Origin of the sequence: Streptomyces sp. NPDC048419, from assembly GCF_043200415.1 — a bacterium.
Classification (GTDB): domain Bacteria; phylum Actinomycetota; class Actinomycetes; order Streptomycetales; family Streptomycetaceae; genus Streptomyces.
This window is the reverse complement of sequence record NZ_JBICXT010000011.1, coordinates 14489-32604: the sequence shown is the minus strand read 5'-3', so window position 1 is coordinate 32604 and position 18116 is coordinate 14489. Positions and strand designations below refer to the sequence as shown.

Genomic DNA, 18116 nt, shown 5'->3' with positions numbered 1-18116 from the left:
CCCGGTGGCCGAAGGATCCGCTGAATGGCGGACGACCCGCGCAGGTGACTGTGGAAGTGCTCCCGGAACCCCACTCCATGGGGATATCGGTCGAGCTACGCCCCGTGCGCCTGCGCCGGGGCGTTTCGTTTTCCCAGCCTCCTTTTGAGCGGTCCTCATCACCCGGAAGGAGGCCGACGCTCTATGCCGACGCCCGACAAGGCTGCCACGGTAGCCGAGCTCACGGACAAGTTCCGCAGCTCGAACGCCGCTGTGCTGACCGAGTACCGGGGTCTCACCGTGGCCCAGCTCAAGACGCTGCGCCGTTCGCTCGGTGAGAACTCCGAGTACGCCGTGGTGAAGAACACGCTGACCAAGATCGCGGCCAACGCGGCCGGGATCAACACGCTCGACGACCTGTTCAACGGTCCGACGGCGGTCGCCTTCGTCACCGGTGACCCGGTGGAGTCGGCCAAGGGTCTTCGTGACTTCGCCAAGGACAACCCGAACCTCGTCATCAAGGGCGGTGTCCTTGACGGCAAGGCGCTGTCCGCCGACGAGATCAAGAAGCTTGCGGACCTCGAGTCCCGCGAGGTTCTGCTCGCCAAGCTGGCGGGTGCCATGAAGGGCAAGCAGACGCAGGCTGCTCAGGTCTTCCAGGCGCTCCCGTCGAAGCTCGTCCGCACCGTGGACGCCCTTCGCGCCAAGCAGGACGAGCAGGGCGGTGCCGAGTAACTCGGCTCGCGAAATGACCGCCGCCTGAGGCCCAGGGCCCGAGGAAGCGGTCGTAGCGGGCCGGACGTACGCCCGCCAGACATGTACATACGGCACCAGCCGAATTAGTGGAAGGAAAGCCATCGTGGCTCTCACCCAGGACGAACTGCTCGCCGAGTTCGAGGGCATGACCCTCATCCAGCTCTCCGAGTTCGTGAAGGCGTTCGAGGACAAGTTCGACGTCACCGCTGCCGCCGCCGCGGTCGCCGTCGCCGCCCCCGCGGGTGGTGCCGGTGCCGGCGCCGACCAGGCCGAGGAGCAGGACGAGTTCGACGTCATCCTCACGGGTGCCGGCGACAAGAAGATCCAGGTCATCAAGGTCGTGCGTGAGCTGACCTCCCTGGGTCTGAAGGAGGCCAAGGACCTCGTGGACGGCGCCCCGAAGCCCGTTCTCGAGAAGGTCGCCAAGGACGCCGCCGAGAAGGCCGCCGAGTCCCTCAAGGGCGCCGGCGCCTCCGTCGAGGTCAAGTAAGACCTTTCAGGCTCACAGAGCCTGTAACGCCTGAGCGCGAAAGAGCGATCATCCATCCGGGTGGTCGCTCTTCGGCGTTCCTGGGCGTCGGGCGGCGGCTGCCTTGCACCGGTGGGTGTGCGGAGTATGGTGATCTTCGTCGTGCCTCCAAGCACCCCAGGTGGCATGTGGTTTGGGCCATGGGGGCCTTGACGAACCGCACGCAGCGCGCAATTCTCAGGACGCGTCGTCACAAGGATCCGAATCCGAGGCATGGATCGGCGACGAAGAGGGCAGTATCAACGTGCATCGAGGGCAGGCATGCCGAGGGCGTTGAGGACAACGAGGGTCACAGAAAATCGGGGCTGGACATCAGTGTGCCAAGTGGCTACACTGACCCTTTGCGCTGCCTGTTAGCTGCCCCCTGCCCGTCACCAGGGGTCTGCCCTCGCCTCAGCACCGACGATCAGAACACCTCTGACCTGGCCAAGCCGTCATTTCAGAGGAATCTGTCTCTGTGCGTCGGAGAGGGACCGGTACGCGCGTAGTGAGTCCGAGCCCTCGGAAGGACCCCCTCTTGGCCGCCTCGCGCAATGCCTCGACCGCGAATACGAACAATGCCGCCAGCACTGCCCCGCTGCGCATCTCTTTTGCAAAGATCAAGGAGCCTCTCGAGGTTCCCAACCTGCTCGCGCTGCAGACCGAGAGCTTTGACTGGCTGCTCGGCAACACCGCCTGGCAGAGTCGGGTCGAGGAGGCTCTGGAGTCCGGTCAGGATGTCCCCACCAAGTCCGGTCTGGAGGAGATCTTCGAGGAGATCTCCCCGATCGAGGACTTCTCCGGGTCGATGTCGCTGACGTTCCGCGACCACCGTTTCGAGCCGCCGAAGAACAGCATCGACGAGTGCAAGGAGCGCGACTTCACGTACGCGGCCCCGCTCTTCGTCACGGCCGAGTTCACCAACAACGAGACCGGCGAGATCAAGTCCCAGACGGTCTTCATGGGCGACTTCCCGCTCATGACCAACAAGGGCACCTTCGTCATCAACGGCACCGAGCGTGTCGTGGTGTCGCAGCTGGTCCGTTCGCCGGGTGTCTACTTCGACTCCTCCATCGACAAGACGTCCGACAAGGACATCTTCTCGGCCAAGATCATCCCGTCCCGGGGTGCCTGGCTGGAGATGGAGATCGACAAGCGCGACATGGTCGGTGTCCGCATCGACCGCAAGCGCAAGCAGTCCGTCACCGTTCTCCTGAAGGCTCTCGGCTGGACCACCGAGCAGATCCTCGAGGAGTTCGGCGAGTACGAGTCGATGCGCGCCACCCTGGAGAAGGACCACACCCAGGGCCAGGACGACGCGCTGCTCGACATCTACCGCAAGCTGCGCCCGGGCGAGCCCCCGACGCGTGAGGCCGCGCAGACGCTGCTGGAGAACCTGTACTTCAACCCCAAGCGCTACGACCTCGCCAAGGTCGGCCGCTACAAGGTCAACAAGAAGCTGGGTGCGGACGCTCCGCTGGACGCGGGCATCCTGACCGTCGAGGACATCATCTCGACGATCAAGTACCTGGTGAAGCTGCACGCCGGCGAGACCGAGACCACCGGGGACAGCGGCACGGACATTGTCGTCGAGACCGACGACATCGACCACTTCGGCAACCGTCGTCTGCGCAGCGTCGGCGAGCTCATCCAGAACCAGGTCCGCACGGGTCTGGCTCGTATGGAGCGCGTCGTCCGTGAGCGCATGACCACGCAGGACGTCGAGGCGATCACGCCGCAGACCCTGATCAACATCCGGCCGGTCGTCGCCTCCATCAAGGAGTTCTTCGGCACCAGCCAGCTGTCGCAGTTCATGGACCAGAACAACCCGCTGTCGGGTCTCACCCACAAGCGCCGCCTGTCGGCCCTTGGCCCGGGTGGTCTTTCCCGTGAGCGGGCCGGCTTCGAGGTCCGTGACGTGCACCCCTCGCACTACGGCCGCATGTGCCCGATCGAGACGCCCGAAGGCCCGAACATCGGTCTGATCGGCTCGCTCGCCTCCTACGGCCGGGTCAACGCGTTCGGTTTCGTCGAGACCCCGTACCGCAAGGTCGTCGACGGTCAGGTCACCGACGAGGTGGACTACCTGACGGCCGACGAAGAGGACCGATTCGTCATCGCGCAGGCCAACGCCACGCTCTCGGACGACATGCGCTTCGCCGAGAACCGTGTCCTGGTCCGCCGCCGTGGCGGCGAGGTCGACTACGTCGCCGGTGACGACGTGGACTACATGGACGTCTCGCCGCGCCAGATGGTGTCGGTCGCGACCGCCATGATCCCGTTCCTCGAGCACGACGACGCCAACCGTGCCCTCATGGGCGCGAACATGATGCGTCAGGCCGTGCCGCTGATCAAGAGCGAGTCCCCGCTCGTCGGTACCGGCATGGAGTACCGCTCCGCCGTCGACGCCGGCGACGTGGTCAAGGCCGAGAAGGCGGGTGTGGTCCAGGAGGTCTCCGCGGACTACATCACCACCGCCAACGACGACGGCACGTACATCACGTACCGCCTGGCCAAGTTCGCCCGCTCCAACCAGGGCACCTCGGTCAACCAGAAGGTCATCGTCAACGAGGGCGACCGGATCATCGAGGGCCAGGTCCTGGCCGACGGTCCGGCCACCGAGAACGGCGAGATGGCCCTCGGCAAGAACCTGCTCGTGGCGTTCATGCCGTGGGAGGGTCACAACTACGAGGACGCGATCATCCTGTCGCAGCGCCTCGTACAGGACGACGTCCTCTCCTCGATCCACATCGAGGAGCACGAGGTCGACGCCCGTGACACCAAGCTCGGCCCCGAGGAGATCACCCGGGACATCCCGAACGTCTCCGAGGAGGTCCTCGCCGACCTCGACGAGCGCGGCATCATCCGCATCGGCGCCGAGGTCATCGCCGGCGACATCCTCGTCGGCAAGGTGACCCCGAAGGGCGAGACCGAGCTGACGCCGGAGGAGCGCCTGCTGCGCGCGATCTTCGGTGAGAAGGCCCGTGAGGTGCGTGACACCTCGCTGAAGGTGCCGCACGGCGAGACCGGCAAGGTCATCGGCGTCCGCGTCTTCGACCGCGAGGAGGGCGACGAGCTTCCCCCCGGTGTGAACCAGCTGGTGCGCGTGTACGTGGCGCAGAAGCGCAAGATCACCGACGGTGACAAGCTCGCCGGCCGACACGGCAACAAGGGTGTCATCTCGAAGATCCTGCCCATCGAGGACATGCCGTTCCTCGAGGACGGAACTCCGGTCGACATCATCCTGAACCCGCTGGGTGTCCCGTCCCGAATGAACCCGGGACAGGTCCTGGAGATCCACCTCGGCTGGCTCGCCAGCCGCGGCTGGGACGTCTCCGGCCTCGCGGACGACTGGGCGCAGCGACTGCAGGCCATCGCGGCCGACAAGGTCGAGCCCGGCACCAACGTCGCCACCCCCGTCTTCGACGGTGCGCGTGAGGACGAGCTGGCCGGTCTGCTGAACCACACGATCCCGAACCGCGACGGCGAGCGCATGGTGCTCCCGACCGGTAAGGCACCGTTGTTCGACGGCCGCTCCGGCGAGCCGTTCCCGGAGCCGATCTCGGTCGGCTACATGTACATCCTGAAGCTCCACCACCTGGTCGACGACAAGCTGCACGCCCGCTCGACCGGCCCCTACTCGATGATCACCCAGCAGCCGCTGGGTGGTAAGGCCCAGTTCGGTGGCCAGCGGTTCGGCGAGATGGAGGTGTGGGCGCTGGAGGCATACGGCGCCGCCTACGCCCTCCAGGAGCTGCTGACCATCAAGTCCGACGACGTCACCGGCCGCGTGAAGGTCTACGAGGCCATCGTCAAGGGCGAGAACATCCCCGAGCCCGGCATCCCCGAGTCCTTCAAGGTGCTCATCAAGGAGATGCAGTCGCTCTGCCTGAACGTGGAGGTGCTGTCCAGCGACGGTATGTCCATCGAGATGCGTGACACCGACGAGGATGTCTTCCGCGCTGCGGAGGAGCTCGGCATCGACCTGTCCCGGCGTGAGCCGAGCAGCGTCGAAGAGGTCTGACGGGAGTCCGGCCGGAGGCCCTGGTGAGGAACCTCCGGCCGGCCCCTGGACCCCCGTATCAGACCCCCAGACTTACAACCCTGAGAGGGATTGACGCATAGTGCTCGACGTCAACTTCTTCGACGAGCTCCGGATCGGCCTGGCCACCGCTGACGACATCCGTCAGTGGAGCCACGGCGAGGTCAAGAAGCCCGAGACCATCAACTACCGCACCCTCAAGCCCGAAAAGGACGGACTCTTCTGCGAGAAGATCTTCGGTCCGACCCGGGACTGGGAGTGCTACTGCGGCAAGTACAAGCGTGTCCGCTTCAAGGGCATCATCTGTGAGCGCTGCGGCGTCGAGGTGACTCGCGCCAAGGTGCGCCGTGAGCGGATGGGCCACATCGAACTGGCTGCCCCCGTCACGCACATCTGGTACTTCAAGGGTGTCCCGTCGCGCCTCGGCTACCTGCTGGACCTGGCGCCCAAGGACCTCGAGAAGGTCATCTACTTCGCGGCGTACATGATCACGTACGTCGACGAGGAGCGCCGCACCCGCGACCTGCCCTCCCTGGAGGCGCACGTCTCCGTCGAGCGGCAGCAGGTCGAGAACCGCCGGGACTCCGACCTGGAGGCCCGCGCCAAGAAGCTCGAGTCCGACCTGGCCGAGTTGGAGGCCGAGGGTGCCAAGGCCGACGTGCGCCGCAAGGTGCGCGAGGGTGCCGAGCGCGAGATGAAGCAGCTGCGCGACCGTGCGCAGCGCGAGATCGACCGCCTCGACGAGGTGTGGACCCGGTTCAAGAACCTCAAGGTCCAGGACCTCGAGGGCGACGAGCTGCTCTACCGCGAGCTGCGCGACCGCTTCGGCACGTACTTCGACGGTTCGATGGGTGCCGCGGCGCTGCAGAAGCGCCTGGAGTCCTTCGACCTCGAGGAGGAGGCCGAGAAGCTCCGCGAGATCATCCGCACCGGCAAGGGCCAGAAGAAGACCCGTGCGCTGAAGCGGCTGAAGGTCGTCTCCGCGTTCCTGCAGACGAGCAACAGCCCCAAGGGCATGGTCCTCGACTGCGTCCCGGTCATCCCGCCGGACCTTCGCCCGATGGTGCAGCTGGACGGTGGCCGCTTCGCGACCTCCGACCTGAACGACCTGTACCGCCGTGTGATCAACCGCAACAACCGCCTGAAGCGCCTTCTCGACCTCGGTGCGCCCGAGATCATCGTGAACAACGAGAAGCGCATGCTCCAGGAGGCCGTCGACGCGCTCTTCGACAACGGCCGTCGCGGCCGCCCGGTGACGGGCCCCGGCAACCGTCCGCTGAAGTCGCTGTCCGACATGCTCAAGGGCAAGCAGGGCCGCTTCCGTCAGAACCTGCTCGGCAAGCGAGTCGACTACTCGGCGCGTTCCGTCATCGTCGTCGGCCCGCAGCTGAAGCTGCACCAGTGCGGTCTGCCCAAGGCCATGGCGCTGGAGCTCTTCAAGCCGTTCGTGATGAAGCGGCTCGTGGACCTCAACCACGCGCAGAACATCAAGAGCGCCAAGCGCATGGTGGAGCGCGGCCGCACCGTCGTGTACGACGTCCTCGAAGAGGTCATCGCCGAGCACCCGGTGCTGCTCAACCGTGCTCCCACCCTGCACCGCCTCGGCATCCAGGCCTTCGAGCCGCAGCTGGTCGAGGGCAAGGCCATCCAGATCCACCCGCTCGTCTGCACCGCGTTCAACGCGGACTTCGACGGTGACCAGATGGCCGTGCACCTGCCGCTGTCCGCGGAGGCGCAGGCCGAGGCCCGCATCCTGATGCTGTCCTCGAACAACATCCTCAAGCCCGCCGACGGCCGTCCGGTCACGATGCCGACCCAGGACATGGTCCTCGGTCTGTTCTTCCTGACCACCGACGGGGCGCTGCGCAACGTCAAGGGCGAGGACCGGTCCTTCGGCTCCGCGGCCGAGGCGATCATGGCGTTCGACGCCGGCGAGCTCTCGCTGCAGTCGAAGGTGGACATCCGCTTCCCGGTGGGCACCATCCCGCCGCGCGGCTGGACGCCTCCGGCGCAGGAGGAGGGCGACCCCGAGTGGCAGCAGGGTGACAGCTTCCGGCTGAAGACCACGCTGGGCCGTGCGCTCTTCAACGAGCTGCTGCCCGAGGACTACCCGTTCGTCGACTACGAGGTCGGCAAGAAGCAGCTCTCCGAGATCGTCAACGACCTCGCCGAGCGCTACCCCAAGGTCATCGTGGCGGCGACGCTCGACAACCTGAAGGCGGCCGGCTTCTTCTGGGCGACCCGCTCCGGCGTCACCGTGGCCATCTCCGACATCGTCGTTCCCGAGGCGAAGAAGGAGATCGTCAAGGGCTACGAGGCGCAGGACGAGAAGGTCCAGAAGCAGTACGAGCGCGGTCTGATCACCAAGGACGAGCGCACGCAGGAGCTCATCGCGATCTGGACCAAGGCGACCAACGAGGTCGCCGAGGCGATGAACGCGAACTTCCCGAAGACGAACCCCATCTTCATGATGGTTGACTCGGGTGCCCGAGGAAACATGATGCAGATGCGTCAGATCGCCGGTATGCGTGGTCTGGTGTCGAACGCGAAGAACGAGACGATCCCGCGTCCGATCAAGGCGTCGTTCCGTGAGGGACTGTCCGTGCTGGAGTACTTCATCTCCACGCACGGTGCCCGTAAGGGTCTTGCGGACACCGCCCTGCGTACCGCCGACTCCGGTTACCTCACCCGTCGTCTGGTCGACGTCTCCCAGGACGTCATCATTCGCGAGGAGGACTGCGGCACCGACCGCGGTCTGCGCCTCAAGATCGCCGACCGTGGCGCCGACGGCGTCCTGCGCAAGGCGGAGGACGTCGAGACCAGCGTGTACGCGCGCTGCCTCGCCGAGGACATCGTGGTCGACGGCAAGGTGCTCGCCCCGGCGGGCGTGGACCTCGGTGACGTGCTCATCGACCAGCTGGTCGCCAACGAGATCGAAGAGGTCAAGACCCGCTCGATCCTCACCTGCGAGTCCCAGGTCGGCACCTGCGCCATGTGCTACGGCCGCTCGCTGGCCACGGGCAAGCTGGTCGACATCGGTGAGGCGGTCGGCATCATCGCCGCCCAGTCCATCGGTGAGCCCGGCACCCAGCTGACGATGCGTACCTTCCACACCGGTGGTGTGGCCGGTGACGACATCACCCAGGGTCTGCCGCGTGTCGTCGAGCTCTTCGAGGCCCGTACCCCGAAGGGTGTCGCCCCGATCTCCGAGGCCAACGGCCGCGTGCGGATCGAGGAGACCGAGAAGACCAAGAAGATCGTCGTCACCCCGGACGACGGCAGCGACGAGACGGCGTTCCCGATCTCGAAGCGCGCCCGTCTTCTGGTCAGCGAGGGCGAGCACGTCGAGGTGGGCCAGAAGCTCACCGTGGGTGCCACCAACCCGCACGACGTGCTGCGCATCCTGGGTCAGCGTGCCGTCCAGGTCCACCTGGTCGGCGAGGTCCAGAAGGTCTACAACTCGCAGGGTGTGTCGATCCACGACAAGCACATCGAGATCATCATCCGGCAGATGCTCCGCCGTGTGACGATCATCGAGTCCGGCGACGCCGAGCTGCTGCCCGGCGAGCTGGTCGAGCGCTCGAAGTTCGAGACCGAGAACCGTCGTGTGGTCCAGGAGGGCGGTCACCCGGCCTCCGGTCGTCCGCAGCTCATGGGCATCACCAAGGCCTCGCTGGCCACGGAGTCCTGGCTGTCGGCGGCGTCCTTCCAGGAGACGACGCGAGTCCTCACCGACGCGGCGATCAACGCCAAGTCCGACTCGCTCATCGGCCTCAAGGAGAACGTCATCATCGGTAAGCTCATCCCGGCCGGTACGGGTCTGTCCCGCTACCGCAACATCCGGGTCGAGCCGACCGAGGAGGCCAAGGCCGCGATGTACTCGGCCGTCGGCTACGACGACATCGACTACTCGCCCTTCGGCACCGGCTCCGGCCAGGCCGTCCCGCTGGAGGACTACGACTACGGTCCGTACAACCAGTAGGCGAGCGGTTTGATCCGAGTCGAGGGGCGGTCACCTTCCGGGGTGGCCGCCCTTCGGCGTGCCGGCGGCGGGGAGACGAGGAACCCCTGCGGGAACCGATGCCGAAAACGGTGCGTTGGAGCATGATGAAGGCATTCAGCCGCCTCTGGGGGAGGTGTCCGTGTCGTACCCGACGCAGTGGCAGCCGTGGCACGCCCAGAGCCCCCCGTCCATGCTTGCCTCCCACGCCGACCGTGAGCGGGCCGTAGACGTGCTCAGGGCCGGGTACGGGGAGGGGCGGCTGGAGCATCACGAGTTCGAGAAGCGGGTCGCGCGTGCCTATGCGGCGCGCACGGTGGGGGAGCTGGCCGTGCTCGTCGCCGACCTGCCCGCGGGCCCTGTGCCGCAGCCTGCGGCCGCCGTGGCCGTGCCGCAGACGTTCCAGCCCGTCGTACGGCGGCAGACGAACGCCAAGGCGATCGGAGCCGCCGTCTGCGGCCTGCTGTGCCTGCCGACGATGGGCCTGACGGGCATACCGGCCGTCATCCTGGGGCACACGGCACGGAACGAGATGGAGCGCACCGGAGAGGCCGGCGAGGGCCTCGTGCTGACCGGACTGGTGCTGGGCTGGCTGTCCACCGCCGGCTGGGCGCTGGTGCTGACGCTGCTCCTCGCGGTGGCTCTCGCCTCCGGATGACGGTCGCCGCCGCGGCGAATCGAAGATCCAAAGCGTGCATGGTCTTGACATGGAACGCACGGCGATGCGGGTGAGGCCCATTTGTTTTGACCGCAGCGAATGAGGTAGGTACGCTCAGACCTTGTGCCTGGGGTGTGCCCTGGCTCTCGTGCGTGCCTTCAAACCGCATAACGAGCTGTGAGCGGCCACCGTAATCTGTGCTCTTTTCGCCTCGCGGCGGAAGTCCGCCGGATTCGACACACCCGACCGCGTGGGTCGGCGACGTTCCAGGTTAGCTTCACCATTCGGCACACAGAAACCGGAGAAGTAGTGCCTACGATCCAGCAGCTGGTCCGTAAGGGCCGGCAGGACAAGGTCGAGAAGAACAAGACGCCCGCACTCGAGGGTTCCCCTCAGCGTCGTGGCGTCTGCACGCGTGTGTTCACGACCACCCCGAAGAAGCCGAACTCGGCCCTGCGTAAGGTCGCGCGTGTGCGTCTGACCAGCGGGATCGAGGTCACCGCTTACATTCCGGGTGAGGGACACAACCTGCAGGAGCACTCCATCGTGCTCGTGCGCGGCGGCCGTGTGAAGGACCTGCCGGGTGTTCGCTACAAGATCATCCGTGGCTCCCTCGACACCCAGGGTGTCAAGAACCGCAAGCAGGCCCGTTCCCGCTACGGCGCCAAGAAGGAGAAGTAGAAATGCCTCGTAAGGGCCCCGCCCCGAAGCGCCCGGTCATCATCGACCCGGTCTACGGTTCTCCTCTGGTGACGTCGCTCATCAACAAGGTGCTGCTGAACGGCAAGCGCTCCACCGCCGAGCGCATCGTCTACGGCGCCATGGAAGGTCTGCGTGAGAAGACGGGCAACGACCCGATCATCACGCTGAAGCGCGCGCTGGAGAACATCAAGCCGACCCTCGAGGTCAAGTCCCGCCGTGTCGGTGGTGCGACGTACCAGGTTCCGATCGAGGTCAAGCCCGGTCGTGCCAACACGCTCGCGCTGCGCTGGCTCGTCGGCTACTCCCGCGCCCGTCGCGAGAAGACCATGACCGAGCGTCTGCTCAACGAGCTTCTCGACGCCTCCAACGGCCTTGGCGCCGCTGTGAAGAAGCGCGAGGACACGCACAAGATGGCCGAGTCCAACAAGGCCTTCGCGCACTACCGCTGGTAGTCGCTACCCACATCGAGACCGAGAGAAGACTGAAGCCTTATGGCTACCACTTCACTTGACCTGGCCAAGGTCCGCAACATCGGGATCATGGCCCACATCGACGCGGGCAAGACGACCACCACCGAGCGGATCCTGTTCTACACCGGCGTCTCCTACAAGATCGGTGAGGTCCACGACGGCGCCGCCACCATGGACTGGATGGAGCAGGAGCAGGAGCGTGGCATCACGATCACCTCTGCTGCCACCACCTGTCACTGGCCGATGGAAGACGTCGACCACACCATCAACATCATCGACACCCCGGGTCACGTCGACTTCACCGTCGAGGTGGAGCGGTCCCTGCGCGTGCTCGACGGTGCCGTGACGGTGTTCGACGGCGTCGCCGGTGTCGAGCCGCAGTCCGAGACGGTGTGGCGTCAGGCGGACCGCTACGGCGTTCCGCGCATCTGCTTCGTCAACAAGCTCGACCGCACCGGTGCCGAGTTCCACCGCTGTGTCGACATGATCTCTGACCGCCTGGGCGCTCAGCCGATCGTGATGCAGCTGCCGATCGGTGCCGAGGCCGACTTCAAGGGCGTCGTCGACCTCGTGACGATGAAGGCCCTCGTGTGGTCCGCCGAGGCCACCAAGGGCGAGATGTACGACACCGTCGACATCCCGGACACGCACATCGAGGCCGCCGAGGAGTACCGCGGCAAGCTGCTCGAGGCCGTGGCCGAGAACGACGAAGAGATCATGGAGCTGTACCTGGAGGGCACCGAGCCCACCGTGGAGCAGCTGTACGCCGCGATCCGTCGTATCACCATCGCGTCCGGCAAGTCCCAGGACACCACGGTCACCCCGGTGTTCTGCGGCACCGCGTTCAAGAACAAGGGCGTTCAGCCCCTGCTCGACGCGGTCGTGCGCTACCTCCCCTCCCCCCTGGACGTCGAGGCCATCGAGGGCCACGACGTGAAGGACCCGGAGACGGTCGTCAAGCGCAAGCCGTCCGACGAGGAGCCGCTGTCGGCGCTGGCGTTCAAGATCATGAGCGACCCGCACCTCGGCAAGCTCACCTTCGTCCGGGTCTACTCGGGCCGCCTGGAGTCCGGCACGGCCGTGCTGAACTCCGTCAAGGGCCGCAAGGAGCGCATCGGCAAGATCTACCGTATGCACGCGAACAAGCGTGAGGAGATCGAGTCGGTGGGCGCCGGCGACATCGTCGCGGTCATGGGTCTGAAGCAGACCACGACCGGCGAGACGCTGTGCGACGACAAGAACCCGGTGATCCTGGAGTCCATGGACTTCCCGGCGCCGGTCATCCAGGTCGCCATCGAGCCCAAGTCGAAGGGCGACCAGGAGAAGCTGGGCGTCGCGATCCAGCGCCTGGCCGAGGAGGACCCGTCCTTCCAGGTCCACTCGGACGAGGAGACCGGCCAGACCATCATCGGCGGTATGGGCGAGCTGCACCTCGAGGTGCTGGTCGACCGTATGCGCCGTGAGTTCCGGGTCGAGGCCAACGTCGGCAAGCCGCAGGTCGCGTACCGCGAGACGATCCGCAAGGCCGTCGAGCGCGTGGACTACACCCACAAGAAGCAGACCGGTGGTACCGGTCAGTTCGCCAAGGTGCAGATCGCGATCGAGCCCATCGAGGGCGGCGACGCCTCGTACGAGTTCGTGAACAAGGTGACCGGTGGCCGTATCCCGAAGGAGTACATCCCTTCGGTGGACGCCGGTGCGCAGGAGGCCATGCAGTTCGGCATCCTCGCGGGCTACGAGATGACCGGCGTGCGCGTCACGCTGATCGACGGTGGCTACCACGAGGTCGACTCCTCCGAGCTCGCCTTCAAGATCGCCGGTTCGCAGGCCTTCAAGGAGGCCGCGCGCAAGGCCAGCCCCGTGCTGCTCGAGCCGATGATGGCCGTCGAGGTCACCACGCCCGAGGACTACATGGGTGAGGTCATCGGCGACATCAACTCCCGCCGTGGCCAGATCCAGGCCATGGAGGAGCGGGCCGGTGCCCGCGTCGTGAAGGGCCTCGTGCCCCTCTCGGAGATGTTCGGTTACGTCGGCGACCTGCGCAGCAAGACGTCCGGCCGGGCCAGCTACTCCATGCAGTTCGACTCCTACGCCGAGGTTCCGCGGAACGTCGCCGAGGAGATCATCGCGAAGGCCAAGGGCGAGTAACGCACCGCGTTAACGCACCGCGTTCACACGCCTTAGGCTTGACTCCGGAGCCTGCCGGGGCATTCCTCCCCAATCGTGGGGGAATGCCCCGGGGCCCGGGCACTAACAGCAAAGATCACCTGGCGCCGATGAAGTAAGGCGTACCAGAACCACTCCACAGGAGGACCCCAGTGGCGAAGGCGAAGTTCGAGCGGACTAAGCCGCACGTCAACATCGGCACCATCGGTCACATCGACCACGGTAAGACGACCCTCACGGCCGCCATTACCAAGGTGCTGCACGACGCGTACCCGGACCTGAACGAGGCCTCGGCGTTCGACCAGATCGACAAGGCTCCCGAAGAGCGCCAGCGCGGTATCACCATCTCCATCGCGCACGTCGAGTACCAGACGGAGACGCGTCACTACGCGCACGTCGACTGCCCCGGTCACGCTGACTACATCAAGAACATGATCACGGGTGCGGCGCAGATGGACGGCGCCATTCTCGTTGTCGCCGCCACCGACGGCCCGATGCCGCAGACCAAGGAGCACGTGCTCCTGGCCCGCCAGGTCGGCGTTCCGTACATCGTCGTCGCCCTGAACAAGGCCGACATGGTGGACGACGAGGAGATCCTGGAGCTCGTCGAGCTCGAGGTGCGTGAGCTTCTCTCCGAGTACGAGTTCCCGGGCGACGACCTGCCGGTCGTCAAGGTCTCGGCGCTCAAGGCCCTCGAGGGCGACAAGGAGTGGGGCAACACCGTCCTCGAGCTGATGAAGGCCGTGGACGAGAACATCCCGCAGCCCGAGCGTGACGTCGACAAGCCGTTCCTCATGCCGATCGAGGACGTCTTCACGATCACCGGTCGCGGTACGGTCGTCACCGGCCGTATCGAGCGTGGTGTCCTCAAGGTCAACGAGACCGTTGACATCGTGGGCATCAAGCAGGAGAAGACCACCACCACGGTCACCGGCATCGAGATGTTCCGCAAGCTGCTCGACGAGGGCCAGGCCGGTGAGAACGTCGGTCTGCTGCTCCGCGGCATCAAGCGCGAGGACGTCGAGCGCGGCCAGGTCATCATCAAGCCCGGTTCGGTCACCCCGCACACCGAGTTCGAGGCCCAGGCCTACATCCTGTCCAAGGACGAGGGTGGCCGCCACACGCCGTTCTTCAACAACTACCGCCCGCAGTTCTACTTCCGTACGACGGACGTGACCGGCGTCGTGACCCTCCCCGAGGGCACCGAGATGGTCATGCCGGGTGACAACACCGAGATGAAGGTGGAGCTCATCCAGCCCGTCGCCATGGAGGAGGGCCTGAAGTTCGCCATCCGTGAGGGTGGCCGGACCGTGGGCGCCGGCCAGGTCACCAAGATCAACAAGTGATCTTGGCCCGCAAGGGCTGACCCGGCAGGTCTCTGAAGGGCCCGTACGACTTCGGTCGTACGGGCCCTTTCGGTTGTCCTGTGAAGGCTCGGCGAACTCCGCGGGACAGCTGGTCGAGACTTGCACCAACTCACCGTCAACCATGTGCCGAATGTTCCTGTCTGATTGCTTTGGGGCGCATGTGAGGCCCTAGCGTGAGGGGGCCCGAACAGTCAGACAGGGGATGATCGTCGATGTCCGTCATGGTCGACCGGCCGACGCAGCAGCTGCGCAGGGTGCAGGTCCTCAGGACCGCCGCCCCACTGCGCCGTGAGCGCCCACGGCTGTACGCCATCGACGGTCTGCGGCTGGTCGCCGCGCTGATGGTCGCCGTGCACCACTACGCCGGCAGCTGGCGTGTGGACCAGCCGGCCAACGCGGTCTGGGACCGGCCGGTCTCCGAGATCATGCCGACGGTGTACCACCTCGCCACCTACGGCTGGATCGGCGTCGAGATCTTCTTCGTGATCAGCGGTTTCGTCATCTGCATGTCGTGCTGGGGGCGCACCCCGCGGCAGTTCTTCGTCTCCCGGGTGATCCGGCTCTACCCGGCGTACTGGTTCGGCATCGTCTTCACCACGGTCTTCGTGGTGGTCGTGCCCGGCGTCTGGGACCGGCTGAAGGTGCGCGACATCCTGCTGAACCTCACGATGCTCCAGTCCGGTTCGGGCGTGGACAGCGTCGACGGCGTCTACTGGACGCTCTGGTCCGAGCTCCGCTTCTACCTGCTCTTCATGGCCGTGGTCGCCACCGGTCTGACGTACCGCAAGGTCGTGATCTTCTGCTGCGTGTGGGGCGCGGCGGCGATGCTGGCGCCGGTCGCGGACTTCCATCTGCTGACGCTGGCCGCCAACCCGGACGGCGCCTGGTTCTTCATCGCCGGCCTCGCCCTCTACCTCATGCACCGCTTCGGCCAGGACCTGCTGCTGTGGGGCGTCCTGGCGATGGCCTGGCTGATGGGTCAGCGCGAACTGGGGCTCAGGATCGACGACTTCGAGCACGTCTCCGGCTGGCGGGGATGCGTGGTGCTCTTCACCCTGTTCCTGCTCGCCATGGTCGCGATCGCGCTCGGCGCGACGGACCGCATCCGCTGGAAGTGGCTGGTCACCGCGGGCAGCCTCACGTATCCGCTGTATCTGATCCACTACGTCGCCGGTACGACGCTGATCAGCCGGCTCCGGGACACCACGGACCCCCGACTGCTGGTCGCCCTGGTGATCACCGGGTTCCTGGTCCTGAGCTGGCTCGTGCACCGGTTCGTGGAGCGGCCGGTGGCGAGACTGCTGAAACGGGGTCTGGACACGTCCTTCGCGCGGCTTCGCAGCGCAGAGGCGTAGGGGCCCGTACGAGGCGGTCGCGCGGGCCCCTACGCCCTTCCTCAGGGCGTCACCACCTTGCCGCCGAACGTCACGGCCAGATGACCGTCCGAGGCGAAGGACCAGCCGAGGGTGCCGCTGTAGGAGGAGCAGCGGGAGCCGTTGGTGCCGGTCCAGAACTGGTTGGAGCTGTCGGCGTCGCCGACCGTCTTGTCGTTCGAGCCGTCGACGGTGAACCGGCACGAGGTGTCGGTGCGGAACACCGACGTGCCCTTGTCGAAGGAGAAGTTGCGCTCGGCGTTGTCGATGCTCGCGTTGTTCGAGATCGTCATCGTGCCGGGGTTGCTGTTGTAGGTGAACCCGTGGTGGCCGTTGCCGTAGGCGATGCTGTGCCGGACCACGTGGTTCACGGCGATGTCGTCGCCGCCGAGCTTGTAGCCGTTGCGGTCGCCGTCGCCGCTCTGGCTGCCGTCGCTGAGGGTGCCGTTGCCGAAGGAGAGCGAGTACTCGATGGTCACCGGGCCGATGGCGCCGGTGTCGGTCTTGGTGTAGAGGTCCCAGCCGTCGTCGATGTTGTGGTGGGAGACGTCGTAGCGGAAGACGTTCCCGGTGCCGGTGGTCAGCTTCGCCGCGAAGCCGTCGGCGTCCTCGCCGTCGGAGTCGGCGTTGTCGTGCGACTCCGAGCTCACCACGAGGTTGTTCGACGGCCACTGGGAGCTCGGCGTGCCGGAGGAGATCCGGCCGAGCTGCAGCCCGGTGTCGTGGTTGTACGCGGTCACCGTGCGCTCGACGACGTTGTTGCTGCCGGCGACGTAGATGCCGTTGTCGCCGGCGTGCTCGACGGTGAGGCCGTACAGGTGCCAGTAGTTCGCATTGAGCTGGAGGCCACGGTTGGACGAACTCTCGCTCTGCGCCGAGAAGTTGAGCACCGGGGTCTCGCCCGGGTAGGCACTCAGGGTGGTGCGTGCGCCTGAGGTGCCGTCGCTGCCGGCCGGGATCGTGATCGTGGAGGAGTAGGCGTAGGTGCCGCCGCGCAGATAGATGGTGCCGCCGGGCGCGATGCGGCTGATCGCCGTGGCGAGCGTCGTCGGGGCGGACTGCGTTCCGGCCGCGCCGGCGGTGCCGCCGGGCGACACGTACTGGGTGGAGCTCGCGGCCTGCGCCGGAGCGCCGGACAGCGCGACGAGCGCGCCTGCCAGCAGGCTGACGCACGCGATGACGGGTCTCACTTGCATGGTGGTGCCTCCGGGTTCGTCAGAGACCAGGGCTGCCGTGCAGGGAGAAAGCGCTTTCTCGGTTCTGGAACGGGACCGTAAGCGCTTGCTATGGACACGTCAATAGACGAGTGATGGATTCTTGTTCACAAGGATGAACGCGCTGGGGGTCCGGGGAGGGTGCGGGTTTGACCTGCGTCACCCTCGGGGTATTGTCTCCGGCTCGATTGGCCAGGCCCCTGCCCCATATGGCAGACTGTCCGAGTTGCTCGGTCGAGTGTTGATGCTGCGCGCCTCCCGCCGGGAGGACTGGAAGCGAGTCCCACAGTACTCGTCGTCCCAACTGCCGTAAGGCAGCGCTGGGACGGACGTACGGGAATCTTCCGGGAAGTGTCAGTGCGGCGCCGGCCAGGCACCCGGTGGACCCTTCGTCCCCGGCCTGCGGTTCCGAAAGGGCCGCGCTCTCCCAGCGGGGATGTTCGGACAAGGGACATCTGTGTCAGCGAGAGCGCGACACACCCGACCGCGTGGGTCGGAGGCAGAGATCTACGGAACACCGGGTTCCAGAGCGTTACGAGAGACAGGACTACTGAGTAGCCATGGCGGGACAGAAGATCCGCATCCGGCTCAAGGCCTACGACCACGAGGTCATCGACTCCTCGGCGAAGAAGATCGTCGAGACGGTGACGCGTACTGGTGCGTCGGTCGCGGGCCCGGTGCCGCTGCCCACTGAGAAGAACGTGTACTGCGTCATCAAGTCGCCGCACAAGTACAAGGACTCGCGCGAGCACTTCGAGATGCGCACGCACAAGCGCCTGATCGACATCCTCGACCCGACGCCCAAGACCGTTGACTCTCTGATGCGACTCGACCTCCCGGCCGGTGTCGACATCGAGATCAAGCTCTGAGGGCCGGTGATC

The 18116-nt window shown here is 66.1% G+C and carries 11 protein-coding genes and 1 pseudogene; 11 read left to right on the top strand and 1 reads right to left on the bottom strand.

Going from position 1 to position 18116, the window contains the following annotated elements:
• Window positions 1-183: 183 nt before the first annotated feature.
• The 10 genes from rplJ (at window position 184) to ACGFYN_RS22955 (ending at window position 16003) form a co-directional block, all read left to right on the top strand.
• Window positions 184-714: a 50S ribosomal protein L10 gene (gene rplJ / locus ACGFYN_RS23000; protein ID WP_393867696.1), complete on the top strand. Its 531-nt coding sequence runs from the start codon at window positions 184-186 to the stop codon at window positions 712-714.
• 121 nt (window positions 715-835) lie between these two features.
• Window positions 836-1225, top strand: coding sequence for a 50S ribosomal protein L7/L12 (gene rplL / locus ACGFYN_RS22995; RefSeq protein ID WP_393867927.1), 390 nt, complete (start codon window positions 836-838; stop codon window positions 1223-1225).
• A 556-nt stretch (window positions 1226-1781) separates the two neighbouring features.
• Window positions 1782-5267, top strand: coding sequence for a DNA-directed RNA polymerase subunit beta (rpoB, locus tag ACGFYN_RS22990; RefSeq protein WP_393867695.1), 3486 nt, complete (start codon window positions 1782-1784; stop codon window positions 5265-5267).
• Between the two features lie 100 nt (window positions 5268-5367).
• Entirely contained in the window at window positions 5368-9267 is a 3900-nt protein-coding gene (locus ACGFYN_RS22985; protein ID WP_393867694.1) for a DNA-directed RNA polymerase subunit beta', read from the top strand.
• A gap of 211 nt (window positions 9268-9478) precedes the next feature.
• Window positions 9479-9943, top strand: a complete 465-nt coding sequence (locus tag ACGFYN_RS22980) for a DUF1707 and DUF4190 domain-containing protein (protein WP_393867926.1) — start codon at window positions 9479-9481, stop codon at window positions 9941-9943.
• 309 nt (window positions 9944-10252) lie between these two features.
• Window positions 10253-10624: a 30S ribosomal protein S12 gene (rpsL, locus tag ACGFYN_RS22975; protein ID WP_003948652.1), complete on the top strand. Its 372-nt coding sequence runs from the start codon at window positions 10253-10255 to the stop codon at window positions 10622-10624.
• Window positions 10625-10626: 2 nt separating this feature from the next.
• Window positions 10627-11097, top strand: a complete 471-nt coding sequence (gene rpsG / locus ACGFYN_RS22970) for a 30S ribosomal protein S7 (RefSeq protein ID WP_003992340.1) — start codon at window positions 10627-10629, stop codon at window positions 11095-11097.
• A gap of 39 nt (window positions 11098-11136) precedes the next feature.
• Window positions 11137-13263, top strand: a complete 2127-nt coding sequence (gene fusA, locus ACGFYN_RS22965; RefSeq protein ID WP_393867693.1) for an elongation factor G — start codon at window positions 11137-11139, stop codon at window positions 13261-13263.
• 170 nt (window positions 13264-13433) lie between these two features.
• Entirely contained in the window at window positions 13434-14627 is a 1194-nt protein-coding gene (gene tuf, locus ACGFYN_RS22960; RefSeq protein WP_030046358.1) for an elongation factor Tu, read from the top strand.
• Between the two features lie 233 nt (window positions 14628-14860).
• Window positions 14861-16003 (top strand): acyltransferase family protein, encoded by a 1143-nt coding sequence (locus tag ACGFYN_RS22955; RefSeq protein ID WP_393867692.1) that lies wholly within the window; start codon window positions 14861-14863, stop codon window positions 16001-16003.
• Between the two features lie 41 nt (window positions 16004-16044).
• Here the strand turns inward: ACGFYN_RS22955 and ACGFYN_RS22950 are convergent.
• Window positions 16045-17133: pseudogene (locus tag ACGFYN_RS22950) on the bottom strand (right-handed parallel beta-helix repeat-containing protein); the annotation flags it as partial.
• 662 nt (window positions 17134-17795) lie between these two features.
• Here ACGFYN_RS22950 and rpsJ point away from each other — a divergent pair.
• Window positions 17796-18104, top strand: a complete 309-nt coding sequence (rpsJ, locus tag ACGFYN_RS22945; RefSeq protein WP_003948644.1) for a 30S ribosomal protein S10 — start codon at window positions 17796-17798, stop codon at window positions 18102-18104.
• Window positions 18105-18116: the final 12 nt, after the last annotated feature.